We start from the raw sequence: 24,537 nt of genomic DNA, 5'->3' as shown, positions 1-24,537 counted from the left end.
GTCAGTTGGCCCCCTGCGTCGCGCCAACGGCGGCGCTGCCGGGCGCCGGCAGCAGCGTGATCTCGACGCGCCGGTTCAGCGCGCGGTTCGCGGGCGAATCGTTCGGCGCGACCGGATCGAGCGTGCCGCGCCCTTCCGCCGCGAGCCGCTCCGGATGGTCGAGCCGCGCGGCGATCATGCTGCGCACGGCTTCCGCGCGTTCGCGCGACAGGTCCCAGTTCGACGCGAAGCGCGCGGTATGCACGGGCGTGTCGTCGGTATAGCCGGTCGCGCGCACGTTGCCGGGCACCTTGTTCAGCGCGTCGGCGACGCGCGCGAGCACCGGCACGTAGCGGTCGATCACCGAGGTCGAACCGGACTTGAACAGCCCGTCGCCGCGCAACACGATCACGCTGCGATCGGCGTCGTCGCGCACCGACACGAGGCCGGCCGCGATCTCGGGTGCCAGGAACTTCGCGATGCGCGGCGCCGGCGCCGGGCGCGGCGGCGCCTGCGCGGGCTGCAGCTTCGGCACGTGCAGCGCGTCGATCGACGCGAACAGTCGATCCGAATGCCCGGCAAGCGCGATGCGCAGCCCGACGAACACGCCGAAGCCGATCAGCAGCGCGAGCGCCACGCACACCCACAGCGGCACGGTGAAGCGGCGCGCGACGTCGCGCGTGACGACGTCGCGCCAGTGCGGCGACAGCGCGGGATCGAATTCGCCGCGCACCGAGCGGATCGTCTGCGCGAGCTGGCGGCGCAGCGCATCGAGTTGCGCGTGGCCGTTGTCGAGCACGCGATAGCGGCCCTCGAAACCGAGCGCGAGACAGAAATACAGCAACTCGAGCAGGTCGAGATGCTGGCGCGGCTGCTGCGACAGTCGTTCAAGCAGGTGGAAGAACTTCTCGCCGCCCCACGTCTCGTTGTGGAACGACACGAGCAGGCTGTGCGACGACCATACGCTGCCGCCCCACGGCGTCAGCGCGGCCGCTTCATCGAGCGCCGTGCACAGGCAGTAGCGCGCGCCGATGATCGCCTCGGACGGCACGCCGGCTTCCTGCGCGCGCGCCTCGAACTGCCGGATCTCGACGACGAGATGCTCGCGCAGCCACGCCGGGTTCGGATGATGGACGGTCGAGCGGATCTGCGGCACCAGGTTGAGCAACGGGTTCGCGGCCGCGACGAGCGGGTTCGTGCCGCTCGCGGCCCAGCGGCCGGGCCGCGGCTGCGTGGCCGTCGGCCCGGTCGCGCCGGAAGTACCGGATGCGGCGGCCGGATGCATGCCGCCCGGATTCGGCGGCACAAAACCGCCCGCGCCTGCGCCGGTGGCGATCGAATCGGAGGAACTATTCATCGCGATGCCCGCCCTCACCCGCGGATCGCCCAGAACTCCATCGAGAGCCCAGGGAATTCGCCGGCGAAATGAAATGCGAGACCGCCGGAGCGCGCCAGTTGCTTCCACAGGTCGCTGCCCTTGTCGATCTCGAAGTACGTATGACCCGCGTGATACGGGATCTGCCGCGGCGCGACCGGCAACTGGCGCATCGTGATGCCCGGCAGTTGCAACTGCACCAGATCGCGGATCCGCTCGACCGGCCCGAGCTTCGCCTGCGCGGGAAAGCGCGCGCGCAGGCTGTCGGCCGGCACGTCCGCGCGCACCGCGAGCACGAAGCCGGCCGTGTCGCGCAGCGCCGGATCGGCCAGCGTCGCGACGCGGATGCCGTTGCCCGCGTCACGCAGCTCGATCTGGATCGCGTTCTGTTCGAGCACCGTCGACAGCGACCGGCGCAGTTCGGTCATCAGTTCCGCGAAGCTCGTGCGCAGGTCGTCGTGCACGTAGACCGCGAGCGACTGCGGGCGGCGGCCGGCCGCCGTGAACGTGCTCAGGTCGCATGCGAGCTTCAGCCAGTCGCAGAACAGCGCTTCCGGATGCGTCGACACGTGCTGCTGCGCATGCCAGGTCAGCGCGAGATAACGATTCACGAGCTGCAGCAGCAGAAAGTCCGCGACTTCCGACACGCCGCCGCGCCCCGGCTCCGACAGCCGTTCCGCGAGCGCCTCGCTGCGTTGCGTGAGCAGCCCGTGCAGTTCGCGCGCATACGCCAGCAACACCGCATCGCGCTGTGCGACGAGCCGCGGCGGAATGTAGCCGTCGTCGACGAGCAGCCGCGCGTCGGTGCGCCGCTCGACGATCCGTGCGACGCCGAGCGCATGCCAGTCGCCGGTCAGCTCGGCTTCGAGCATCAGCCGCACGTTCAGGCGCCCCGTCTGCAGCAGCGCGGGGCCGAGCGCGACCGCGTTCGCGTCGGCCACTTCGTATTCGCGCACGACGTAGCGTGCGACGTCGGCGTTGCCGTTTGCGCCGTTGCCGCCGTTCGCGTTGTTCGCGACGTTTCCGGCGCTTGCTCCTACGCCTACGACTGCACCTGCACCGAACGACACCTCCTCGCCGCCACCGCGCCACAGCGGCAGCGCGAGCACGACGAGCTGGTCCTTCGCGTCGGCCGGCACGTCGAGCGGTTCGGGGAGATCGTCCGGATGGGACAGGTCGAACGGCGTACCGTCGCGCATCACGCCCGACGCGGCTCGCAGCGCGACCTTGCCGAGCGCGAGCTGCTCGCGATCGATTTCCAGCGCATCGAAGCCCCAGTAGAACCCCTGCAGCGGCAGGCAGCGCAGCGCGACGTAGCGTTCCCAGTGCCGTTCGAGCTGCTGGAAATGCTGCGGCCGCAGGAACATCCCCTCGGTCCACACCACGCGCTGGCGGAGGGCCGCGACCGGCGTCGCGGACATCGTCGGTTCGGTCATGGGCGCCCCTGCGCGTCGTTCAGTGCGATGCCGCCGTTCCGGACCGCGATCGACAGCTTCAGCTCGCCCGGCGACGTCTGCCAGAACTTGTAGAGGTTGAGCTGCTTCGCGCGCGGCAGCGGCACCGTCAGCCGCCAGCGGTTCTTTTCGAGCATCCGGTATTCGGCGACGACGCCGATCGCGCCGGCCTCGACGTTGCCGCGATAGTGCAGCGTGCGCGATTCGCCCGGCCGCAAGATCACGCGGTCGGTGCCGAGCAAATCCGCGCCGAGCACGTTCCCGGGCTTGTCCTGCAGCGAGAAGAAATCCGCGCTGTCGAACGCCGACGCCGCTCGAAGCTGGAACACCTTCAGCACGATCGGCGAAGGCTTGCGATTCATGTCAGGGTTGACGTCCGGCGCAACGTCGACCGTGATCGCATACGGCACCGCGGCCGCGTGCTCCGTCGCGCCGCACCCCGGAAACAGCAATACGCATCCCCATACGATGAAACTACTCGACCGCCATTGCATATTCCACCCTCGCCACCCAATAGCCATCCGCCGGTTTTCGAGTTCGAAACCGGTTGATCGGATTAAAAAAGGGACAATTAATTGACCGGTAATTATGTGGCTGGCATATCCTTCCGCTGAAATTTTTTCCGGAAAATTTTTATCGTAAAAACCGGGGCAAATCATCCTGGGTTTATGAAAGTTGAATTGTCGAGGCGAAAGGTAATTGAATCGATATTGGTTATTAATCGAAAAAACTTACCCGACCGGTTCGCCGTGGCGGCCCGGTTCTATTGCATGGACACCTGTCGGATGGGCGTGGGGCGCAAGCCAGCCGGCCGCCGGGCAAGGGATGCTCGCGACGCTGATGGTGTGCCAGGCTGTTCGTGCCGCCCGAACGGACGGTCCGGTTTTTTGTGCATTGCCGAGCGCTGACAAAACAACTGACGAATCCGAAAAACACAACGAACTATAGATCGTTTTCCTAGATTAACAAGTGATGAAATTCGTAGTCCATTTTCAGATTAAAATGGAATCGGATCGCCCAGTTGAAACAAAACGTAACAGCGGCATCGATGCCGATGATTGGCACTAGAATCCAACAGCGCTTGTGCGCCACCTTCCAATTACGCCGAATTTTCATTTCAAAAATGAAAGGCCGTTCATTGCTCGTTATTTTCCTCGGCGCCTTGTTGCTGGGGGTCGGCGGGTGCAGCACGTCCCCGACCCGGTCGGCCGCGCATGCGACGGTCGACAGCGCGCGCGCCGCGTACGCCGCCGGCGACTACGGGCGCACGATCGCGCTGCTGAGCCGCGCGAAGGAGATCGACGGCGCCGACACCGACACACAGGTTGCCGCGCACAAGCTCCTCGCGTTCAGTTATTGCGTGACGAACCGCGTCATGCAGTGCCGCGCCGAGTTCTCGAAGATTCTCGACCTCAACCCGCGCTTCGACCTGTCCGCCGCCGAGAAGGGGCATCCGGTCTGGGGGCCCGCGTTCGAGTTCGCGCGCCGCAGACATGCGTCGTCATCCTGAACGAACTGGTTTCCACGCGAGCGCTTCATCCACCGAGCGACGTATGACATGCAACTGATCGTGATCGAACATGCCGGCGAACCGGTCGAAAACGACTCCTACGACGCCGTCGTGTTTCACCCGCCGGGCGGCACCATCGGCCGGGCCAGCGACAACCATCTGGTGCTGCGCGACGACACGCGGCAGATTTCGCGGCTGCAGGCGCTGCTGCAGGTCGGCGACGACGCGTGCCTGCTGAAGAACCTGAGCAGCGTGTCGACGATCGAGGTGAATCGCGAGCCGGTCGGCTATGCGCAGGAACGCCCGCTCAATACCGGCGACATCATCCGCATCGGGCCGTACGTGCTGAGGGCCGAACGCGATGATGGCGACGACGGCAGCGACGCGCCGGTCATCGACATGGCGCCCGGCGTGCACGTCGACAGGCGCGGCGCGCCGGAGGCCGCCGGATCGGCGCAGCCTTCGCCCTCGCCTTCGCGCGACGACACGAAAGGCGCGGGCAACCGGCTATGGGGGCTGCTCCAGGACCGTCTCGCCCCGCGCGGCAAGGCGGCGGATACCGGCGCCAGGCCGGGCGGTCCTGCCCGCGCCGACGCAGCGCAGTCGGCGAACCGTGCCGCGCAGCACGCCGTGCCATCCGCACCGTCGCAGCGCGACCTGAATCAGCTATCGACCGATCCGCTGGACCTGTTCGCGCAGTCGTCCGGCGATATCGGCACGCCGGGCTCGGCGCCGCCGGCCGAGCGCGGCAATGCGGATCGCGCAGCGTCGTCCGCGACGCAGGCGGACCACGCGCCCGAGTGGACGCAGCACGTGCGCGTGCAGCCGGCAGCCGCGCGCGCCGACGTGCGTCCGGCCGATGAACCGGCGCCGCATGCCGCGCGTGCGCCGGCGCCGCCGACACCCGACGAACTGCTGAACGCGTTCTTCGAAGGCGCGGGGCTCGATACGGCCGCCGAATCGCATCAATGGTCGGCCGAACAGCTCTACATCGCGGGCCAGTTGCTGGCGCTGTTCGCCAACGGCACGGTCGAGCTGCTGTCGTCGCGCAGCATCCTGAAGCGCGAGGTGAAGGCGCACATGACGATGCTGCTCGATCGCGAGAACAATCCGCTGAAACTGCTGCCGGACGGCGGCGCGGTGCTGCGGCAGATGTTCGGGCTGCCGCTGCCGGGCTTCATGTCGCCGCAGAGCGCGGTCAGCGATGCGTTCCAGGATCTGCACGCGCACCAGATCGGCATGGTCGCCGGCATGCGCGCCGCGCTGATGGATCTGCTGACGCGTTTTTCGCCGCAACGGCTGCGCGAACGCGACGATGCGATGCGCTGGTACGAGAAGCGCGTGCCCGCGCTGTACAAGGCGCGGATGTGGGATCGCTATGCGGCGACCCATCGCGATACGGTGTTCGCGATCGAGGACGATTTCGCGTCGGTGTTCGGCAAGGCGTTTCTGGCGGCGTACGACGCGGAAGTGGAAAGCTATCGGGGGAGCGGCCGGCATTGAAGGGGCCGATGCCGGCCGCGTCGCATGGATCGCGTGACGAACGTCAAACCAGCGGCGGATGAACCGCCTGCTTCAAGCCGCTCGAGTAGTGCTTGTAGTCCCAGGCCACGCTGTCGCCGGGTTGCAGCGTGTAGACCGCACATGAGACGTCGGGCATCTGGCCGTTGACGAAATACACCCACCAGTAGCCGTTGCCGCCCTGGTTGGCCTCTACTCCACCCAAGGCCGTAATGAACAGGCTCGCGCCTGAACCCTGCCATTGCGGGTTGAGAGCGGGCGACACGCCGTCGGCCGTCAGCAGATCGAATACGGTCGTCACGCCGGGGGCAATCGCGATGCTGTCGTTCGCTTGCCACGGCGGATTGTGAAATTCCGAACCCCAATCGACGAATTGATTCGCTATCGAGCTGGCCATGAAGATATCTCCGTAGTGGTGGTTAATGCCTGAATTGCGTCCCGCTGCTCTTTTTCGTTGTTTGTTGAAAGTGCCAGGTTTTGACCTGGGTGCCGGAAAGCTGTATCGATCGTTTGCTGATCGCTCAATTCAAGCCGATCGCCGAATCACAGGAAGACTGTTTCAATCAAATGGCGTCGCTCGGGGATTGTTGCAAGTTCTGTCAGCATGATCCCCGTTTCGTATGGCGCATTTTCCGTTCTTCTATTACAGGCGCCTTTGCCGTCCGTGAAATCCTGATATTCGTACTGGTCAGAGAATAGGCGATGGACCGCCCCCCCGCAATGACAGTCACTCGACTAGTCCGGGTTCGCTTTACCGCGGACGTCGCTCGTCACGACAAAAAAAGGAACGAACCTGACCGCATTTTTGTGGGCGAGGCAGTTGAAGAGCCTATGGCGCAATCGTCATTTCTCCATTACGCGCGCGTTGCCGTCCGCGAAATCCCGATACTCGTATCGATCAGAGAATAGCCAATGGGCCGGCGGCCCGTAATACCGCTCGGGCGTGACTAACGCACAGCGGCACAGCGCCTCTCCGCTTCCCGGGCAGGTCACAACAGCTCGCCCCGAACGTCCCTTCCCCCTGTGTCCTTCACCCCATGATGCCGGGCAGCGCTTTCGGCCCATAGGCCGTCTACGTGCGCCTGCTTATCGCTGACGCATGCCCGCTCGTGGGCCCTCTCCCATTCACGAAATCACTGGAGCCCGTTCATGGATATCGATCGTAACTTTATCGGCGGCACCCTGGGGATCGCCGCATGTTCGTTTGCCGCCGCACTTTCTTTCGCCACGCAGGCGCAGGGGGCGAGCGCCTGCTATGCCGTCGACATGCGCGGATCGCAGCTCTACGTGACGTCGGGGGTGTTGCGCGAAGCCGCGCTCAAGGTCGCGAACGCGCGAGTCACCGCCCTCGAGAATACGCCGTTGACGCCGGTAAAGCCCCCGCCCGACCCGAAACGTTGCGACGGGGCGAACGATCACCTTCCTGCGGACGGTCCCGGCACCCGCAACTACTTCGGCAATGTCGTGAGCCCGTTGAAGTTCCTGCGTCTCGCGGCGTATCAATGCGCGGGAGCCGGAAACCAGAGTCAGTTCTTCTCGATGAACCAGGCCATTTATTATCGCCAGTGTGGAGGCGGGCAATACTCGAACTACATTCACTTCTGGGGACGCGCGAACGGGAACCCGAGCACGTGTTTCGCCAGCGACTACCCGACGATGTTTGCCAAGGCCACCAAAGACAGGAAGCCGGCGGACCTGCTCAACGCGATGAAGACGGTCTACTCGGGCGGCCTGAGTGGAACCGACGCGAACGATCAGGCGCTCGGCAACGCGATGGCGGCGATCCTGATCGCCGAAAGCAATCGCGACTATCTGGTCAACCTCGAGAACTACATGTTGATGGACCTGGCCGACGTGAAGAAGGCCACGCCGGCGCAAATCATCGGGGGCCACTGCGTGCCGAATGCCGAGTCCTGCCAGAACCGCGGTGAGTCGCAGAACGGCAAGCACCCGATCGCGTGGGGCGGAGCGCAGGAAACCATGATGGTGGACGGCTGGGGCCAGGCGGCAGGTGCCAATAGCGACTTCGGCATGATATTCGAAGGCAATCTGTCGGCCGAATGGGCAGTCGCGAAAGGAAAGGTCGCAAGCGCGAAGGTCGCCGAATGCGGCAGGGTTCCGCTAACCTACGGAAATCTGAACCCCGACCAGCAGAAGGCAGTGAAAGGCGTCTTTGAAGGCATTCTGCCGGCCCGCTGAGGTTCGCCGTCGGCAACGCGCCAAGAAAACGCCGCCGCCCCATACGCGGAAGCGGCGGCCTCACTACGCTCAACCTGTTGTCAAACCGCCATCACCGTCACCGACTTCGTCACGAGGTACGGCTCGAGTGCTTCCGGCCCGCCTTCCGACCCGTAGCCCGAATCCTTCACGCCGCCGAACGGCATTTCCGGCCACGGCGTTGCCGGCTGGTTGATCCACAGCATCCCCACTTCGAGGCGCTGCGTAAGCAGGTGCACGTTCGCGAACGAACGCGTGAACGCGTAGCCGGCCAGCCCGAACGGCAGACGGTTCGCTTCCGCGATCGCATCCTCGAGCTTGTCGAAGCCGCGAATCGCCGCGACCGGGCCGAACGGCTCGTTGTTGAACACGTCGGCTTCGAGCGGCACGTTCGCGATCACGGTCGGCGCGAAGAAGTTGCCTGCCGAGCCGATCCGCTCGCCGCCCGTCTCGATGCTCGCGCCGACCTTGCGCGCGTTCTCGACCACCGACGCCATCGCGGTCAGCCGGCGCGGGTTCGCGAGCGCGCCGAGCGTCGTGCCTTCCTCGAGGCCGTTGCCGATCTTCAGCCCTTCGGCATGCTTGACCAGCGCGCGCGTGAATTCGTCGCGGATGCTGTTGTGCACGAGGAAGCGCGTCGGCGAAATGCAGACCTGCCCCGCGTTGCGGAACTTCGCGCCGCCGGCGGCCTTCACCGCGAGCGCGACGTCGGCGTCCTCGGCGACGATCACCGGCGCGTGCCCGCCCAGCTCCATCGTCGCGCGCTTCATATGCTGGCCCGCGAGCGCGGCGAGCTGCTTGCCGACCGGCGTCGAACCCGTGAACGTGACCTTGCGGATCACCGGGTGCGGGATCAGGTACGACGAGATTTCGGCCGGATCGCCGTACACGAGGCCGATCACGCCGGCCGGCACGCCTGCGTCGACGAACGCGCGCAGCAGCGCGGCCGGCGATGCGGGGGTTTCCTCCGGCGCCTTCACGAGGAACGAGCAGCCGGTCGCGAGCGCGGCGCTCAGCTTGCGCACGACCTGGTTGACCGGGAAATTCCACGGCGTGAACGCGGCGACCGGGCCGACCGGCTCCTTCACGACCGTCTGCTGCGCGCCGAGATTGCGCGGCGGCACGATCCGGCCGTACACGCGGCGGCCTTCGTCCGCGAACCATTCGATGATGTCGGCCGCCGACAGCACTTCGACGCGTGCCTCGGTGAGCGGCTTGCCCTGTTCCTGCGTCATCAGCTGCGCGATCGTGTCGGCGCGCTCGCGCACCAGCGCGGCCGCCTTGCGCATCGTCGCCGCGCGTTCGTGCGCGGGCACCTTGCGCCACGTTTCGAAGCCGCGCTGCGCGGCGGCGAGCGCGCGGTCGAGGTCGGCGATGCCCGCGTGGGCCACCTTGCCGATTGCGTTGCCGGTCGCCGGGTTCACGACGTCGATCGTCTTGCCGCTCGCGGCGTCGACCCACTCGCCGTCGATCAGCAGTTGCGTATCCGTATAAGTCACGTTAGCCATCCAGACACCCCTACATTGCGTCGATAAAACGCGCGCTGCCGCGAACGGCCGCGCGCCGGTTGACAGAAAGAGCAAAGCCGCCGGGAGCATCGCGCAACCGGCAGCGGTGCAGACGGCAGGCACACCGGCCTGCCGTCGTTCCGCATGGGCCGCGCTCAGTGCGCGGCCGCCGTCGCCTTGCGGAGTTTCGCGACGTCCGCCGCCTGCACGGCCGGCGCGCCGTTGTTCCAGCCGGCGCGCATGAACGTCAGCACGTCGGCGATCTGCCGGTCGTTCAACTGGTTCGAGAACGCCGGCATCGGATACGCGGAAGGCACGCCTTCGATCACGAGCGTGTCGCTGCCGTTCAGCGTCACGTTGATCAGCGACGATGCATCGGTTTCGAGCACGTTCGGATTGCCGGCGAGCGGCGCGAGCAGCGGCGCGTAACCGCGCCCGTCCACGCCGTGGCAATGCAGGCAGTAAGCGTTATACACCTTCGCGCCCGGGTCGGCTGCCGGCCGGCCCAGCACCACCTGCGTCGGCTTCGGATCGTAGTTGTACGGCGGCGCGCCCGTGCCGCCCGCGGCCGGCAGCGATTTCAGGTAGCGGGAAATCGCTGCCAGATCGTCGTCGCTCAGCGCCTGCGTGCTGTGGTTGATCACGCTCACCATCGAGCCGAACGCGGTCGCGTGCCGGTTCGCGCCGGTCTTCAGGAACTGCGCGACGTCGGCCTCGTTCCAGCGGCCAAGCCCCGTGTTGTGCTCGCCGGTCAGGTTCGACGCGAACCAGTTGTCGATCGCCGCGCCCGACAGGAACGCCGAGCCGCCTTCGTCGAGCGCCTTCTCCTGGAAGCCGACACCGCGCGGTGTGTGGCACGACCCGCAGTGCCCGAGCCCCTGCACGAGATACGCGCCGCGGTTCCACGTCGCATCCTTTCCGGGCTTGTCGGCATATGGCGTCGTGTCGAGGAACACCGCGTTCCACAATGCGAGCGGCCAGCGCATGTTGAGCGGCCACGGGATGTCGGCCGCCCGGTTCGCCTGCTTCACCGGTTCGACGCCGTGCATGAAGTACGCGTACAGCGCCTTCACGTCGTCGTCCTTCAGCTTCGCGTACGACGGATACGGCATCGCCGGATACAGACGATGGCCGTCCTTCGCGACGCCCCGGCGCAGCGCGCTCGCGAATTCGGCTTCCGTGTACCCGCCGATGCCCGTGTCCGGATCGGGCGTGATGTTGGTCGTGTAGATCGCGCCCATCGGCGTGACCATCTTCAGGCCGCCCGCGAACGGCGTGCCGCGCGGCGCGGTATGGCATGCGACGCAATCGCCGGCTTTCGCGAGATATGCGCCGCGCGCGACGAGCGCGCTGTCGGCCGGTGCCGTTTGCGCGGCGTGCGCAGCCGTGCCGGCCAGCAGCGCGGACAGTGCGAGCAGCGATGCGCCGAGCGAGTTCAGCATGAGGTTTCGCATGTTCGTCTCCTCCCCTCAGGCCGTCTTCAGTTGATTGCCGACCGGCAGCTTGCGCAGCCGCTTGCCGGTTGCCGCGAAGATCGCGTTCGACAGCGCCGCCGCGGTCGCGGCCGTGCCCGGTTCGCCGATCCCGCCCGGCGCTTCGCCGCTCTTCACCAGATGGACTTCGATCGGCGGTGTCTCGTTGATTCGCATCATCCGGTAGTCGGTGAAGTTGCTCTGCACGACGCGGCCGTCCTCGATCGTGATCTCGCCGTACAGCGCGCCCGTGATCCCGAAGATGATGCCGCCCTGCACCTGCGCCTCGATCGTGTTCGGATTGACGAACATCCCGCAGTCCACCGCGCACACGACGCGCTTGACCTGCACCTCGCCGTCGTCCACCGCGACGTCGATGACGATCGAGAAGAAGCTGCCGAACGCGTGCATCACCGACACGCCGCGCCCTTGCCCCTTCGGCAGCGACGGCCCCCAGCCGGCTGCCTTCGTCGCGACGTCGAGCACGTTGAGCGCGCGCGGCGTCTTGCCGAGCAGTGAGCGGCGGTATTGCACGGGGTCGGTCTTGGCCTGCGCGGCCAGCTCGTCGATGAAGCTCTCGACGACGAAGGTGCTGCGCGTCGGCCCGACGCCGCGCCAGAACGCGGTCGGCACGTGGCGCGGCTCCTGCCGCACGTAGTCGATCAACTGGTTCGGCAGGTCGTACGGCAGGTCGGTTGCGACCTCCACCGCGTCGGGATCGACGCCATTCTTGAACGCGGGCGGCGCGAAGCGCGCGAGGATCGACGAGCCGACGATCCGGTGCTGCCACGCGACCGGCTTGCCGTTCGCGTCGAGGCCGGCCGAGATCCGGTCGTAGTAGTACGGCCGGTACATGTCGTGCTGGATGTCCTCCTCGCGCGTCCAGACCACCTTCACGGGCGCGCCGACCTGTTTGGCGATCTTCACCGCCTGGCCGATCATGTCCGTCTCGAGCCGCCGGCCGAAGCCGCCGCCGAGCAGATGGTTGTGCACGACGATCTTGTCGGGCGGCAGGCCCGTGAGCTGCTGCACCGTATCGCGCGCCCGCGTCGGCACCTGCGTGCCGACCCAGATCTCGCAGCCGTCTCCGCGCACGTGCACCGTACAGTTCACGGGCTCCATCGTTGCGTGCGCAAGGAACGGCTGCTCGTAGACGGCGTCGATGCGCGTCTTCGCGTTCGCGAACGCCTTGCCGACGTCGCCGTCCTTGCGCGCGACCGCGCCCTTGCCGTTCGCGGCGGCCTGCGCGAGATCGGCGACGATGTCCTTCGTCGACACCTTCGCGTCCGCGCCTTCGTTCCACTTCACGACGAGCGCCGACGCGCCGCGCTTCGCGGCCCACGTGTGATCGCCGACCACCGCGACCGCGTTGTCCGCACGAACGATCTGGCGCACGCCGGGAATCTTCTTCGCGGCCGTGTCGTCGACGCTCGCGACCGTGCCGCCGAACACCGGGCTGTTCACGATCACCGCGTACAGCATGCCCGGCAGCCGCACGTCGAGCCCGAACTGCGCGGTGCCGTCGACCTTCTCCGGCGAGTCGAGCCGCTTCGCGGGCGTGCCGATCAGCTTGAAATCCTCCGGCTTCTTCAGCACGACATCCTTCGGCACCGGCAGCTTCGCCGCGGCGTCGGCCAACTGGCCGTACGACGCGCGCCGGCCGCTCGGCGGATGCTGCACTTCGCCGTTCGCGGCGCGGCACGATGCCGGATCGACATTCCATTGCTTCGCGGCCGCCGCGACCAGCAGCGTGCGCGCCGTTGCGCCCGCGCGACGCAGCGGCTCCCATGCGTAGCGCACCGACGTCGAGCCACCGGTGAGCTGGCCGCCGAGCAGCGGATCGAGGAACAGTTTCTCGTTCGGCGGCGCATGATCGAGCGTCACGCTCGACAGCGGCACTTCGAGTTCCTCGGCGATCAGCATCGGCAGCGCCGTATAGACGCCCTGTCCCATCTCGACCTTCGGCATCACCAGCGTGACCTTGCCGCCGCGGTCGATCTGCACGAACGCATTCGGCGCGAACACGCCGGCGCGCGCGGTTTCATCGCCGTCGCCGCCGATCACCGAACGGCGCGTGTCGTCGCCCGCCGCCGGCAGGCTGAAGCCGAGCAGCATGCCGCCGCCCGCCGCCGCGCCGAGCGACATGCCGAGTTTGAGAAACCCGCGGCGCGACACGCCGGCGCCTGCCGCTTGTCCGGCGGCCGTGCCTGCTTCGATCAGTCCTCGCGACATGTCAAGCCCCCTTCGCGGCCTGCTTGACCGCCGCGCGAATCCGGTTGTACGTGCCGCAGCGGCAGATGTTGCCGGCCATCGCCGCGTCGATGTCGGCGTCGCTCGGGTTCGGGTTCGATGCAATCAGCGCGGTGGCCGCCATCACTTGCCCCGACTGGCAGTAGCCGCACTGGACGACGTCGAGCTCGCGCCATGCCTGCTGGACCTTGTGGCCGGCCGGCGTGGCGCCGACGGCTTCGATCGTCGTGATCCTGCGGCCCGCGACGGCCGCGACCGGCAGCACGCAGGAGCGCGCGGCGACGCCGTCGAGATGCACGGTGCACGCGCCGCATTGCGCGATCCCGCAGCCGAACTTCGTGCCGGTGAGGCCCACGACGTCGCGCAGCACCCAGAGCAAGGGCATGTCGTCGGGGGCGTCGACCGTGCGGGTTTCGCCGTTGATGTTGAGGGTGACCATTCAGCCTCCGGGGCCGTTGTATTGGGGAAGCGGCGCGCATGGCGCGCCGCGCGGGGTCGTCGTTGTCATTGCCGTCACGGGTGCGCAACGGATGCCGCGCGGCCCGGGAGGGACGAGCCGCGGCGGTGGTCCTGCGTCGTTACTCGGCCACGTCGATGCCCGACAGCACCTTGATGACCGGCGGTGCCGTGAACCAGTCGGCCGACTTCGTGCGGAATTCGCCGAAATACGGGCTGGCGAGGTGCGCGTCGAATGCGGCCTGGTCGTCGTAGATTTCGTACAGGTGCAGGTTCGGCGAGCCGTCTTGCTCGCGGAACAGGTCGTAGCGCCGGTTGCCCGGTTCGGTGCGCGTCTTGACGACCAGGCTGCGCAGTTCGGCCTCGGCGGCCTGAGCGTGTTCGGGTTTCACGAACAGCGAAGCAATCACGTGAAGCGCCATCTTGTCACTCCTTTCGAAACGGAATCGAGCATGCCACAAGCCGGCGTCGCGTGACGCCAGCGTGCAACCTCGGTGTGTTTGTGTTGCCGTGCCGCAGCATCAGGCCAGTTCGTCCGGGCCCACGCGCACGACGACCTTGCCGAAATTCTTGCCGGCCAGCAGGCCGATCAGCGCTTCCGGTGCGTCGGCGAGGTCGGGGACGACATCTTCCCGCGTCTTCACCTTGCCCTGCGCGACCCATTCGCTCATCTCCTTCAGGAACGGCGCATAGCCGGTCGCATAGTGATCGAGGATGATGAAACCCTGCACGCGGATGCGCTTGCGCAGGATCGCACCCATCAGCGCCGGCACGCGATCACGGCCGGTCGACACCGCGGTGTCGTCGTATGCCGCGTCGTTGTAATGCGCAATGATGCCGCACACCGGCACGCGCGCGTGATCGTTGAGCAGCGGCCACACTGCGTCGAACACGGCCCCGCCGACGTTCTCGAAATAGACGTCGATGCCGTTCGGACAGGCGTCCTTCAGCTTCGCGGCAAACGCCGGATCGCGGTGGTCGACGCACGCGTCGAAGCCGAGCGTGTCGGTCACGTACGCGCACTTGTCGGCGCCGCCCGCGACGCCGATCACGCGGCAGCCCTTCAGCTTCGCGATCTGGCCGACGACCGAGCCGACCGCGCCGCTGGCTGCCGCGACGACCACGGTTTCGCCGGCCTTCGGTTCGCCGATCTTCAGCAGCCCGGTGTACGCGGTGAAGCCCGGCATGCCGAGCACGCCGAGCGCGTAGGACGGATGCGCGAAATCGCGGCCGAGCGGAATCAGGTCGCGGCCGTCGGACAGCGCATAGTCCTGCCAGCCGGCGCCGGCAACGACGAGATCGCCTTCGCGAAACGCGGGCAGGTTCGACGACACGACGCGGCTGACCGTGCCGCCGACCATCACGTCGCCGAGTTCGACCGGCGCGGCATAGGACGGCGCGTCGCTCATCCGGCCGCGCATGTACGGGTCGAGCGACAACCAGACCGTGCGCAGCAGCACCTGGCCGGCGCCGGGCGTCGGCACGTTGCCGGATTCGGTGCGGAAGTTGCCCGGCGTCGGCGCGCCGACCGGGCGCGACGTCAGGATGATCTGGCGGTTTGCGGTTTTGCTTTGCGGCATAAGAGTGTCTCCGTCAACAGGAATAAACGTGCTTCGTGGGCACGATCGGATCAGGGATGGACCGACAGAAGGCGCGCACGCGTGGCAGCGTCGGCGGTCAGGCCGGCGTGATTGCACGCGTGCGGTTGGAACAATCGGGACAGCGTAACGCGGAGCGAGGTATTCGTCATGCGCGGATAAGTAGACCAGTCGTCTAGAATCGGGGCAAAAACAAGGCGCGCCGATGCGCGCCCGGGTTACGACTGCGCTCCGTCATGCGCGGCCGGCGGCAGGTTCAGCATGCGCCGCGTTTCGATCATCGCCCTTTCGAGCGGTTTGCGGTTGCGGTGAATCTTTTCCAGCAGCGTTGCGCCAAGCCACAGCTCGTAAAGGATCGCGGCCGTGTGCGGCGGATCGTCGACCGCACGCAGCGAGCCATCGGCAAGCCCTGCCTCGATGCCGCCCGCGAGCCGTTCGATGATCTGGCTCGTGCCACGCCGCAGCACCGCGCGCATCGCTTCCGACAGGTCCGACACTTCCGCGCCGAGCTTCACCGCGAGGCACTTGCCCTCCGGATCGTCCGCGCATTGCGTGTGCAGCCAGTTGCCCCAGTACGTCATCAGGCGTTCGGCGCCCGTGCCGGTCTGATGCTTGAGCAGGTTGTCGAGATGCGCGAGATAACCTTCGAAATACGCTTCGAGCAGTGCCTCGCCGAATGCTTCTTTCGAGCCGAAGTAATGGTAGAACGAGCCCTTCGGGATGCCCGCCGCAGCGAGAATCTCGTTCAGACCGACCGCCGAGAACCCCTTGTGGAGCATGATCGGCTTCGCGATGTTCAGGATGTGCTGGCGGACTTCCGCGCCTGAAGATGCATTCATGATGGCGTATGGTAGCAACGATTAGACCGGTCGTCTAGCAACGCCGGGCCGACATGTTGAGCGGCACTTTACCCGATCGCGACCGGACAATCGACCGCCGTCAGCGCGCCGCTTCGTCGGCGCGTTTCCTCGTGCGCGCCCGCCGCTCGCTTCGCTGCGCGGCCGGAGCCGTCTTCGTGCCGCGCACCGGTGCCCGGCGCGCGAGCACCGTCATCTCCCGCCTCAACGCATCGAGCTCCTTGGCGCGCGCCGCATCGGTCGCCTGCGCGCCGTCGAGCTGCCCCTGAAGCACCCCGCATCGATGCAGTGCATCGCCGAGTTGCGCCTGCAGCGCGGCGACATCCTTCCGCTGCTGCGCATCGCGCTGCTCGGCGCGCGATGCCGTCGCGTCGAGTTCCTTTTGCAGCCGTGCGGCGGCGAGCCGTTCGCGATCGATCTCCTGAAGCGCGCGCTTCTCCGATGCGCGCAAGCGTTCCTCGGCCCGGCCTGCGTCGTCGCGCAGCCGGTCAAGTTGAGTCGTGAAATCCGCACGCGCCTGCGCAAGTGCGCGGTCGCCTTCCGCGTTGTCGGCTTTCAGGCGTTCGATCTCCGCTTGCATCGCGCGCCTCGATGCGTCGTCGGCCGCCCTCGCCTGCTCCAGTTCCTGGATGCGCACCTGCGCGGCCAGCAGCGCGGCCGTGCGTTGTTCGAGCGCGGTTTCGGTGCGGGCCAGCTCGGCCTGCAGCGTAGCGACTTCCGCTTTCGCCGCCGTTCGTTCGGCTTCGACTTCCGCGCGCAGTACGTCGAGCGCGGCGGCCGCGTCGGTGCTCGAACGATTCCACAACGCCGCGACCAACTCGCCGGCTGCCGCCTGCAGATCGGCCGGCAGGCCGGGATGTTCGATCCGCACGCGACTCTTTTCCCGCAGCTCGGCCCAGAACTCGCCTAGGACAGCCGTCGGCGTGCTCATGCTGCCCTTGCGGACGAGCTGGTACAGGCGGTTCGCGGTAGGCGTGATGCCGAAACGGAAGAACAGCAGCGCGCAGACCTCGCGGTATAGCTCGCGGGTTTTCGGGAAGTCGGCCTTGAGGCGCTCGATTTCGGCGGTCAGGCGGGGTTCGTCGGCGGCGAGATCGGACATGGTGTGGTTTCGTCGGGAATTTCGTAAATAATATAACGTAAACCGTTAAATATCTAATTCTTGCAGTCTATTTATTTGACATTATTTCTATAATGTCGAGATGGCCGAAGATCGGTGTGGCGCGTGGAATCGACGCGCGCGCTGGCGCCCCTCCTTGTCTCCATTGCGCGCCCGGTTGGCGATGAATGGGCCGAGCTTGGGTTGCCAACCAGCCCACCGACGATCGAATCGATACGGCCGGCTGCGGGGTCGCGGTGCCGGCAGGAGGGTTGGTCCGGTTTTCGCGTAACAGGCTATCGTTTGTTTTAACGAAATACAGCCCCAGGTTTGTATTTTTACAATACATGCCATAGACTGTATTTTCAGATTACAAACGATCGCCTGTCATCCTGCGGAGCGCCCGATGGCCTTTCCTGTCCAGACCCTGACCCAGTTGCGCCCGATACTCGTCGGTTTCCGGAAATCCGCGGGGCTCACGCAGGCGCAATTGGCCGCCCGCCTGGGCGTCACGCAGCAATCCTATGCGCAGCTCGAAGCCAATCCGTCGGCGGTGAGCATCGAACGGCTTTTCAAGGTGCTGAACACGCTTGGCGTTCGTATGACGCTCGACCTGGGCGCGCAGGACGAATCGGCGGGACCAGCCAGTACCGATGCACGACCGGCGGCTCCCAAGCCGGCCGCGAAAAAGCGCATGCCGGACCCGGCGCGCGGCGCAACGGCCGCAAAAGCTCAAACCAAAACCACGACCGGCGCCGCGCGCAAGCGGCCGGCGACAGCAGCGCCGGGCAAGCCACGGGTCTCGAAACGGGAGGACTGGTGACGATGGCATCGCGCGCCCGCCACGACCGGCTCGACCTGTGGATGAACGGCATTCCGGTCGGCTATTGGGAAATCCGGCGCGGCGTCGAGCGCCTCGTCTACCTGCCGGGCTGGCTCGACGATCCCCAGGGGCGGCCGCTATCGCTTTCGCTGCCCTTTACGCCCGGCAACCAGCCGCACCAGGGCGCGATCGTCGCCGACTACTTCGACAACCTGCTGCCGGACAGCGAGCCGATCCGCCGCCGCATCGCGCAGCGTTACCGGCTCGGATCGACGGCACCGTTCGAACTGCTCGCGTCGATCGGCCGGGATTGCGTCGGCGCGATCCAGATGCTGCCGCCCGGCGAAATGCCCGTTGACCTCGAGACGATCGACGGCGTGGCGCTCGACGACGCAGCCGTCGCCGACGTGCTGCGCCACGCGACCGCCGCTCCGCTGCCCGGCCGCGCGGAGCCGGACGGCGACCTGCGCCTGTCGATCGCCGGCGCGCAGGAAAAGACCGCATTGCTGCGTCAGGGAAACCGCTGGCTGCGGCCGTCGGGCAGCACGCCGACGACACACATTTTCAAGCTGCCGCTCGGGCGCGTCGGGAACATGCAGGCCGACATGCGGACGTCCGTCGAGAACGAATGGCTGTGCTCGAAGCTCGTCGCCGCATACGGCCTGCCGGTCGCGCCGTGCGAGATCGGCCGGTTCGACGACCAGAAGGCGCTGATCGTCGAGCGCTTCGACCGGCGTCCTTCGCGTGACGGCACGTGGATCCTGCGACTGCCGCAGGAGGACATGTGCCAGGCGACCGGCACGCCGTCCGGCGCGAAATACGAATCCGACGGCGGCCCCGGCATCGATACGATCATGGGCATCCTCGCGAATTCGACCGACGCCGCGCACGACAGGATGAATTTCTTCGTCGCGCAGCTCGTGTTCTGGGTACTGGCGGCGATCGACGGCCACGCGAAGAACTTCAGCATCGCGCACCTGCCCGGCAATACGTACCGCAGCACGCCGCTGTACGACGTGCTGTCCGCGCATCCGATCATCGGTACACGCCGCAACCAGTTGCCGCCGCGCCGCGCACGGCTCGCGATGGCCGTGCGCGGGAAGAACCGGCACTACGTGATCGGCGAGATCCAGCCGCGTCACTGGATCGCGCAGGGGCGGCGCGTCGGCCTGACCGAAGATGACGTGCGCGTGGCGATGGCGGCTGTCGCCGCGCGCACGGAACCCGCGATTGCCGAAGTCGCGGCGCAGATCCCGGTGGATTTTCCGGCGGATGTGGCGGACGCGATCTTCAACGGCATGCGTCGCCAGAGCCGCAAGCTCGGGGCGGGAAGTGCCGCGTGAGGTTTGACGGGCGCCGCGAGCCGCTCAGCCCGCGTCGCGCGCGCGGGCGAGTGCCGCGAGGTTCCCTTCCCCGAATCCGTGGTGCCCCTTGCGCTGCACGATCTCGAAGAAGATCTCGCCGGGCCGGCGCTTGACGAAGGTCTGGAAGAACAGGCGCGGCACGCCGTCGCTGCCGATCTCGCCGTCGACCAGCACCGCGCGGCTGCGCAGCGCGTCGAGATCGACGCCGTGCCCGGGCAGCCGCGCATCGACGTCGTCGTAATAGCGTGCGGGCGGCTCGATGAATTCGACGCCGTTCGCGCGCAGCGCATCGACGCATGACAGGATGTCGTCAGTCGACAATGCGACGTGCTGGACGCCCTCGCCCGGATGGTCGGGCAGATACGCGTGCATCAGTTCGGTACGCCGCGTGCCTTCCTCGTAGACCGGAATTCGCACCGCGCCGCACGGCGACACCATCACGCGCGATTCCTCCGACACATGCCAGTGCGCGTCGATCTGGTGGATCTCGCGAAAATGCAGCAGGTCGTGGTAGAAATCCAGCCACTCCTGCATGCGGCCTGCGCCGACGGTTTGCGTGAAGTGGTCGACCTGCTGCAGGCCGACGCCCGCGCAGTCGAGATCGGTGTGTGCGGTCGCGATGTCGATCGGCCGGAAATCGATGTCGAAGATCGAGATGTCGCCGACCCCGCCGCGCTGGCCGTTCCGCCCGCGCCAGCGGTCGACGAAATACAGGTGCGAATCGCCGATGCCCTGGATCGCCGGGATCTTCAACTCGCCGACACCGACCTTTTCGCCTTCGAACGCCCACGCGCCGAGCTGGATCGCGCGCTCGAACGCGCGCCGGGCATTCGCCACGCGCAAGCCGATCGCGCAGACGCCCATCCCGTATTCCTCCGCATAGCGTGCGGCGAACGAATCGGGCTCGGCGTTGATCAGGAAATGCATCTGCCCTTGCCGGTACAGCGTGACGTTCTTGCTGACATGCCGCGCGATCGCCTTGAACCCGAGCTGCTCGAAGCGTTGCGCGAGCGCTTCCGGCACGGGCGCCGCGAATTCGACGAATTCGAGGCCGGCCATCCCGAGCGGATTGGCGGCCGGATCGACGACGGACGGCGTATCGCTGGACAGGGGGTGGGAATTGCCGGGCATTCCAGTCTCCGGGGGCATGCGGTCGAGGGGGATGGCGCCCCGCGCAGGCGGCATGCGCGGCCGATGTGGCGACCGGGCATCCGCCCCGAGCGGGCGAGTTTTCATGCTGCAGATTTTAACCAGATCGTTCACGACGGCACACCCTGGCCGAACGGGATATCGCCGCGCCGCCTAGTGCAAACCCGAAAAGCGTTCGATAATCGCACGATATTGAACGATAATCGCGCACTTTGCCCGATTGGCCAATTGCCGCCGTGCGGCGCGCACCCTATTCTCCGTTCACTCATCGACTTCAATGCAGCATCGGACGCGGCGCCGCCACGATTCCACGATGCGCCGTACCAGGAGACACCGCCATGACCCCAACCTTCGACACCCTCGACGTCGCCGCCGGCAGCCGCGCGCGCAGCCAGGCCCGCAAGGCCGCGCTCGGCAGCTTCGTCGGCGCCGTCGTCGACTGGTACGACTTCCTGCTGTACGGGATCGTCGCCGCGCTGGTATTCAATTCCGAGTTCTTCCCGAAAGTCAGCCCGACGATGGGCACGCTCGCGGCGTTCGCGACGTTCGGCGTCGGCTTCCTGTTCCGGCCGCTCGGCGGCGTCGTGTTCGGCCACTACGGCGACCGGCTCGGCCGCAAGCGGATGCTGGTGCTGACGGTGATGCTGATGGGGCTGTCGACGGTCGCGATCGGCCTGCTGCCGACCTTCGCGACCATCGGCTGGTGGGCGCCGGTGCTGCTGGTGCTGATGCGTGCGATCCAGGGTTTCGCGGTCGGCGGCGAATGGGGCGGCGCGGCGCTGATGGCCGTCGAGAGCGCGCCGAAGCAAAAGAAGGCGTTCTACAGCAGCGGCGTGCAGGTCGGCTACGGCGTCGGGCTCGTGCTGGCCACGGGCATCGTGTCGATCCTGAGCCACACGCTCGGCGAAGCCGCGTTCAAGTCGTGGGGCTGGCGCCTGCCGTTCGTGTTCAGCATCGTGCTCGTGCTGGTCGGGCTGTGGGTGCGCAAGAGCATGGACGAATCGCAGGAGTTCGTCGAGAAGGTCGAGCACGGCAACCGCAAGCTGCGCCTGCCGGTGCTGGAAGCGCTGACGCGCCATCCGAAGGCGTTCCTGCTGATCGTCGCGCTGCGTCTCGCCGAACTGTTCACGATGTATATCGTCACCGCGTTCGCGCTCAGCTATTCGACGACGAACCTCGGCATGTCGCGCGACCTGTTCCTGAACGTCGGCCTGCTGGTCGGTGCGGTGAGCTGCGTGACGATCCCGTGCTTCGCGTGGCTGGCCGACCGCTACGGCCTGCGCCGCATCTACCTGATCGGCGCGCTGATCGGCCTTGCATCCGCGGTGCCGTTCTTCATCGCGCTGGAGGCGCGGTCGATCGCGTGGATCGTGATCTTCTCGATCCTGCTCGCGAACGCCGCGCACGACATGGTCGTGAGCGTCCAGCAGCCGCTGTTCACCGAGCTGTTCGGCGCCGAATACCGCTATAGCGGCGCGGGCGTCGGCTACCAGTTCGCGAGCGTCGTCGGCGGCGGGTTCACGCCGTTCATCGCGGTCGGCTTGGTCAGTCTCGCCGGTGGCTCGTGGCACCTCGTCGCCGGTTATCTCGCGGCGGGCTGCCTGATCTCGCTGGTGGTTGCCGCGCGGATGCGCGCGGCGCAGTGACGAAGTGAGCGCGTGGCCGGCCCGATCCGCGGCCGGCCATTTCTCCGCGTCGGCCGCCGGCCGAACGGCGGTCCCCCGCCCAACGTCAAACACCGTCAATCACGCGCGGCGATTCCCCTTTTCCCCGCTGAACATTCCACGCCGCCCGCCGACCAATGGCATCATATGGGCCTACGTCAGTCACCGATACGCCCCCATATCATGTCGAATCTCATCGTCCACGGCGGCACTCCGCTGCGCGGGGACATCAAGCCGTCCGCGAACAAGAACGCCGTCCTGCCGATCCTGTGCGCCACCCTGTTGACCGATCAGCCGCTGCGCCTTGTCGGCGTGCCGGACATCACCGACGTGCGCAAGATCCTCGACATCTTCCGCACGCTCGGCAGCGACGTGTCGGTCGACTTCACGACCGGCCTGCTCGAACTCCACCATCGCAACACGAAGTTCGATCCGGCCGTCCACCGGCTGCCCGAGGCGATGCGCTCGTCGATCATGCTGATTCCGCCGCTGCTCGCGCGCTTCGGCGTCGCGCGCCTCGAGAACGACGTGAAAGGCTGCACGCTCGGCGTGCGCGAGATCGATCCGCACGTCGAGGTATTCGAGCGCTTCGGCGCGCACATCGAGCGCACGCCCGATTCGCTGATCGTTCGCACCGACGGCCCGCTGACGGCCAACGATCACTGGTTCGACTACGCGTCGGTGACGACCACCGAGAACTTCGCGCTGTGCGCGACGGCGGCGAACGGCACGTCGACGCTGATGAACGCGGCGTCCGAGCCGCACGTGCAGGAGTTCTGCCAGTTCCTCGCGATGATCGGCGTCACGATCGAAGGCATCGGCACGTCGCGGCTCTGCGTGACGGGCGGCGGCAAGCTCGGCGGCGGCGAATTCCGCTTCGCCGAGGATTTCCACGAGATCGCGACGTTCCTCGCGCTCGGCGCGATCACGGGCGGCGACATCACCGTGCGCAACTCGTCGCCCGAGCATTTCCCGCTGATCGACCGCACGTTCGCGAAGTTCGGCGTCAACGTCACGCACCGCGACGGCTGGTCGCGCGCGGAACGCGATGGCCCGCTGCGCGTGCGCCGGCCGTTCACGCAGAACATCCTGACCAAGGTCGAAGCCGCGCCGTGGCCGTACCTGCCGGTCGACCTGCTGCCGATCTTCATCGCGCTCGGCGTGCGTGCGGAAGGCAGCGCGATGTTCTGGAACAAGGTCTACGACGGTGCGCTCGGCTGGTCCGGCGAACTGTCGAAGTTCGGCGCGCACGTGCTGCTGTCGGATCCGCACCGGCTGATCACGTTCGGCGGGCTGCAACTGACGCCGGCGCGCGTCGAGAGCCCGTACATCATCCGCGTCGCGATCGCGCTGCTGATGGTGGCCGCGAGCATCGAAGGCCGCTCGGAAATCATGAACGCGCTGCCGATTCGCCGCGCACATCCGCATTTCGTCGAGAACCTGCGCTCGGTCGGCGCGAACGTCGAGTGGACGAGCAGCGAATAATGCCGCTCGGGCGGGTGCGGCTCGCGTGAAGTCGGCGCCGCATCCGTCTTCCCTCCTTCCCCGGCCGGCGTCGGCAAACTGCCCGGCAAGCGGCGCGCGTTGAAGGATCGCCGCTTCGCTTCCAGGCGTTACTCTCCCTCCCCGCACTCGACGTCGCCCGCTCCCATGTGGTCGAAGCCGTACAGCATCACGGCGGTCGTCCCGTGCGCGGGATCGCTCGGCCGCCTGCCGAGGCCGTCGTCGGCCGGGCTCGACGGATACTGGATGCTCGTGTCCATCAGGTTGGCCGGCTGCTTGCGCAGTTCCGCCTCGGTCAGCTTGCGCCCTTCCGCGCGCGGCAACCCGAACGCCTTGCGCACGTCCGCTTCGTTCCAGGTTCCCTTCAGCGTCACGGTGACCATCTGCAGGTCGCCATGCTCCCAGTCCAGGTCGACTTTCGTCGCGAGCGGATGCACGCGGGCCGCGAGCCGGCCGGGGAATGCGGGGCCTTCGTAGTACGACTTCGTGTTCTTGCACGCGTCGCCGGTGTTCCGGTACTTCTTCAGCGCGCAGTTGAAGCGCTTGTCTCGATAGTCGAAAGTCTTTTCGAGGGTGCAGCCGAATTCCGGCGACGGCATGCGCGGCCATGCGCGGATGTCGACGGCCGGACGAGCCAGTCTGGTGTCACCTGCAGGACTGGCGCCAGCGAGCGCCGGCACGGCCGCAACGAGCAAGGCCGCCGAGAGTTCACGAAATTTCATGTTGGGTTCCAAAAAC

The 24,537-nt window shown here is 66.9% G+C and carries 21 protein-coding genes; 7 read left to right on the top strand and 14 right to left on the bottom strand.

All coding sequences use genetic code 11. The features are described from left to right. Position 1: 1 nt before the first annotated feature. From FPJ27_RS11195 to tssJ, 3 genes are read right to left on the bottom strand one after another with little or no spacing between them, the layout of a single operon-like run. Positions 2 to 1,336 (bottom strand): DotU family type VI secretion system protein, encoded by a 1,335-nt coding sequence (locus tag FPJ27_RS11195; protein WP_204422916.1) that lies wholly within the window; start codon positions 1,334 to 1,336, stop codon positions 2 to 4. A 14-nt stretch (positions 1,337 to 1,350) separates the two neighbouring features. Beyond that, the gene (tssK, locus tag FPJ27_RS11190) at positions 1,351 to 2,790 is read right to left on the bottom strand and encodes a type VI secretion system baseplate subunit TssK (protein WP_072436809.1); all 1,440 of its coding nucleotides are present in this window, start codon (positions 2,788 to 2,790) and stop codon (positions 1,351 to 1,353) included. Beyond that, on the bottom strand, positions 2,787 to 3,302 hold the full coding sequence (gene tssJ / locus FPJ27_RS11185) for a type VI secretion system lipoprotein TssJ (protein WP_034179516.1): 516 nt from the start codon (positions 3,300 to 3,302) through the stop codon (positions 2,787 to 2,789). Before tssJ ends, tssK begins: the two co-directional genes overlap by 4 nt. Positions 3,303 to 3,931: 629 nt before the next feature. On the opposite strand from tssJ, the gene FPJ27_RS11180 reads away from it, so the two are divergent. Both FPJ27_RS11180 and tagH read left to right on the top strand, forming a co-directional pair. Beyond that, a complete protein-coding gene (locus FPJ27_RS11180; protein ID WP_175959215.1) occupies positions 3,932 to 4,318 on the top strand; it encodes a TssQ family T6SS-associated lipoprotein in 387 nt (128 codons plus the stop codon). 48 nt (positions 4,319 to 4,366) lie between these two features. Beyond that, the gene (gene tagH / locus FPJ27_RS11175; RefSeq protein WP_204422915.1) at positions 4,367 to 5,821 is read left to right on the top strand and encodes a type VI secretion system-associated FHA domain protein TagH; all 1,455 of its coding nucleotides are present in this window, start codon (positions 4,367 to 4,369) and stop codon (positions 5,819 to 5,821) included. A gap of 43 nt (positions 5,822 to 5,864) precedes the next feature. Here the strand turns inward: tagH and FPJ27_RS11170 are convergent, their stop codons facing one another. Beyond that, positions 5,865 to 6,236 carry a DUF4430 domain-containing protein gene (locus FPJ27_RS11170; protein WP_204422914.1) on the bottom strand — a complete coding sequence of 124 codons (372 nt, stop codon included), beginning with the start codon at positions 6,234 to 6,236 and terminating at the stop codon, positions 5,865 to 5,867. Positions 6,237 to 6,988: 752 nt separating this feature from the next. Between FPJ27_RS11170 and FPJ27_RS11165 the strand changes: the two genes are divergently transcribed. Beyond that, the gene (locus tag FPJ27_RS11165; RefSeq protein ID WP_204422913.1) at positions 6,989 to 8,038 is read left to right on the top strand and encodes a hypothetical protein; all 1,050 of its coding nucleotides are present in this window, start codon (positions 6,989 to 6,991) and stop codon (positions 8,036 to 8,038) included. 80 nt (positions 8,039 to 8,118) lie between these two features. On the opposite strand, the gene FPJ27_RS11160 is transcribed toward FPJ27_RS11165, so the two are convergent. The 8 genes from FPJ27_RS11160 to FPJ27_RS11125 form a co-directional block, all read right to left on the bottom strand. Further along, entirely contained in the window at positions 8,119 to 9,564 is a 1,446-nt protein-coding gene (locus tag FPJ27_RS11160; protein WP_204422912.1) for an NAD-dependent succinate-semialdehyde dehydrogenase, read from the bottom strand. Positions 9,565 to 9,719: 155 nt separating this feature from the next. Further along, complete coding sequence (locus FPJ27_RS11155) at positions 9,720 to 11,018, bottom strand: cytochrome c (RefSeq protein ID WP_204422911.1); 1,299 nt, start codon at positions 11,016 to 11,018, stop codon at positions 9,720 to 9,722. Between the two features lie 15 nt (positions 11,019 to 11,033). Next, positions 11,034 to 13,268: a xanthine dehydrogenase family protein molybdopterin-binding subunit gene (locus tag FPJ27_RS11150; RefSeq protein WP_204422910.1), complete on the bottom strand. Its 2,235-nt coding sequence runs from the start codon at positions 13,266 to 13,268 to the stop codon at positions 11,034 to 11,036. Between the two features lies 1 nt (position 13,269). After that, on the bottom strand, positions 13,270 to 13,725 hold the full coding sequence (locus tag FPJ27_RS11145) for a (2Fe-2S)-binding protein (protein ID WP_131948378.1): 456 nt from the start codon (positions 13,723 to 13,725) through the stop codon (positions 13,270 to 13,272). 139 nt (positions 13,726 to 13,864) lie between these two features. Beyond that, the gene (locus FPJ27_RS11140) at positions 13,865 to 14,164 is read right to left on the bottom strand and encodes a putative quinol monooxygenase (protein WP_072436800.1); all 300 of its coding nucleotides are present in this window, start codon (positions 14,162 to 14,164) and stop codon (positions 13,865 to 13,867) included. 99 nt (positions 14,165 to 14,263) lie between these two features. Next, positions 14,264 to 15,322 carry an NADP-dependent oxidoreductase gene (locus FPJ27_RS11135; protein ID WP_204422909.1) on the bottom strand — a complete coding sequence of 353 codons (1,059 nt, stop codon included), beginning with the start codon at positions 15,320 to 15,322 and terminating at the stop codon, positions 14,264 to 14,266. A gap of 236 nt (positions 15,323 to 15,558) precedes the next feature. Beyond that, positions 15,559 to 16,179, bottom strand: a complete 621-nt coding sequence (locus FPJ27_RS11130) for a TetR/AcrR family transcriptional regulator (RefSeq protein WP_072436798.1) — start codon at positions 16,177 to 16,179, stop codon at positions 15,559 to 15,561. Positions 16,180 to 16,279: 100 nt separating this feature from the next. Further along, the gene (locus FPJ27_RS11125; RefSeq protein ID WP_204422908.1) at positions 16,280 to 17,299 is read right to left on the bottom strand and encodes a DNA-binding protein; all 1,020 of its coding nucleotides are present in this window, start codon (positions 17,297 to 17,299) and stop codon (positions 16,280 to 16,282) included. Between the two features lie 403 nt (positions 17,300 to 17,702). Here FPJ27_RS11125 and FPJ27_RS11120 point away from each other — a divergent pair, with 403 nt between their 5' ends. Further along, positions 17,703 to 18,119 carry a helix-turn-helix transcriptional regulator gene (locus FPJ27_RS11120; RefSeq protein ID WP_072436796.1) on the top strand — a complete coding sequence of 139 codons (417 nt, stop codon included), beginning with the start codon at positions 17,703 to 17,705 and terminating at the stop codon, positions 18,117 to 18,119. A 2-nt stretch (positions 18,120 to 18,121) separates the two neighbouring features. Continuing rightward, complete coding sequence (locus tag FPJ27_RS11115) at positions 18,122 to 19,462, top strand: type II toxin-antitoxin system HipA family toxin (RefSeq protein ID WP_204422907.1); 1,341 nt, start codon at positions 18,122 to 18,124, stop codon at positions 19,460 to 19,462. 24 nt (positions 19,463 to 19,486) lie between these two features. Here FPJ27_RS11115 and FPJ27_RS11110 read toward each other — a convergent pair whose 3' ends face one another. Continuing rightward, on the bottom strand, positions 19,487 to 20,614 hold the full coding sequence (locus FPJ27_RS11110; RefSeq protein ID WP_204422906.1) for a VOC family protein: 1,128 nt from the start codon (positions 20,612 to 20,614) through the stop codon (positions 19,487 to 19,489). Between the two features lie 356 nt (positions 20,615 to 20,970). Here FPJ27_RS11110 and shiA point away from each other — a divergent pair, with 356 nt between their 5' ends. Both shiA and FPJ27_RS11100 read left to right on the top strand, forming a co-directional pair. Further along, entirely contained in the window at positions 20,971 to 22,278 is a 1,308-nt protein-coding gene (shiA, locus tag FPJ27_RS11105) for a shikimate transporter (RefSeq protein ID WP_072436793.1), read from the top strand. A gap of 201 nt (positions 22,279 to 22,479) precedes the next feature. Then, a complete protein-coding gene (locus FPJ27_RS11100) occupies positions 22,480 to 23,781 on the top strand; it encodes a UDP-N-acetylglucosamine 1-carboxyvinyltransferase (RefSeq protein ID WP_034179537.1) in 1,302 nt (433 codons plus the stop codon). A 128-nt stretch (positions 23,782 to 23,909) separates the two neighbouring features. On the opposite strand, the gene FPJ27_RS11095 is transcribed toward FPJ27_RS11100, so the two are convergent. Further along, complete coding sequence (locus tag FPJ27_RS11095; RefSeq protein ID WP_204422905.1) at positions 23,910 to 24,521, bottom strand: hypothetical protein; 612 nt, start codon at positions 24,519 to 24,521, stop codon at positions 23,910 to 23,912. Positions 24,522 to 24,537 lie beyond the last annotated feature (16 nt).

This window comes from Burkholderia sp. MS455 (assembly GCF_016899445.1).
Taxonomy (GTDB): domain Bacteria; phylum Pseudomonadota; class Gammaproteobacteria; order Burkholderiales; family Burkholderiaceae; genus Burkholderia; species Burkholderia pyrrocinia_C.
The sequence above is the reverse complement of the archived record's forward strand: the minus strand, read 5'-3'. Positions and strand labels throughout refer to the sequence as shown.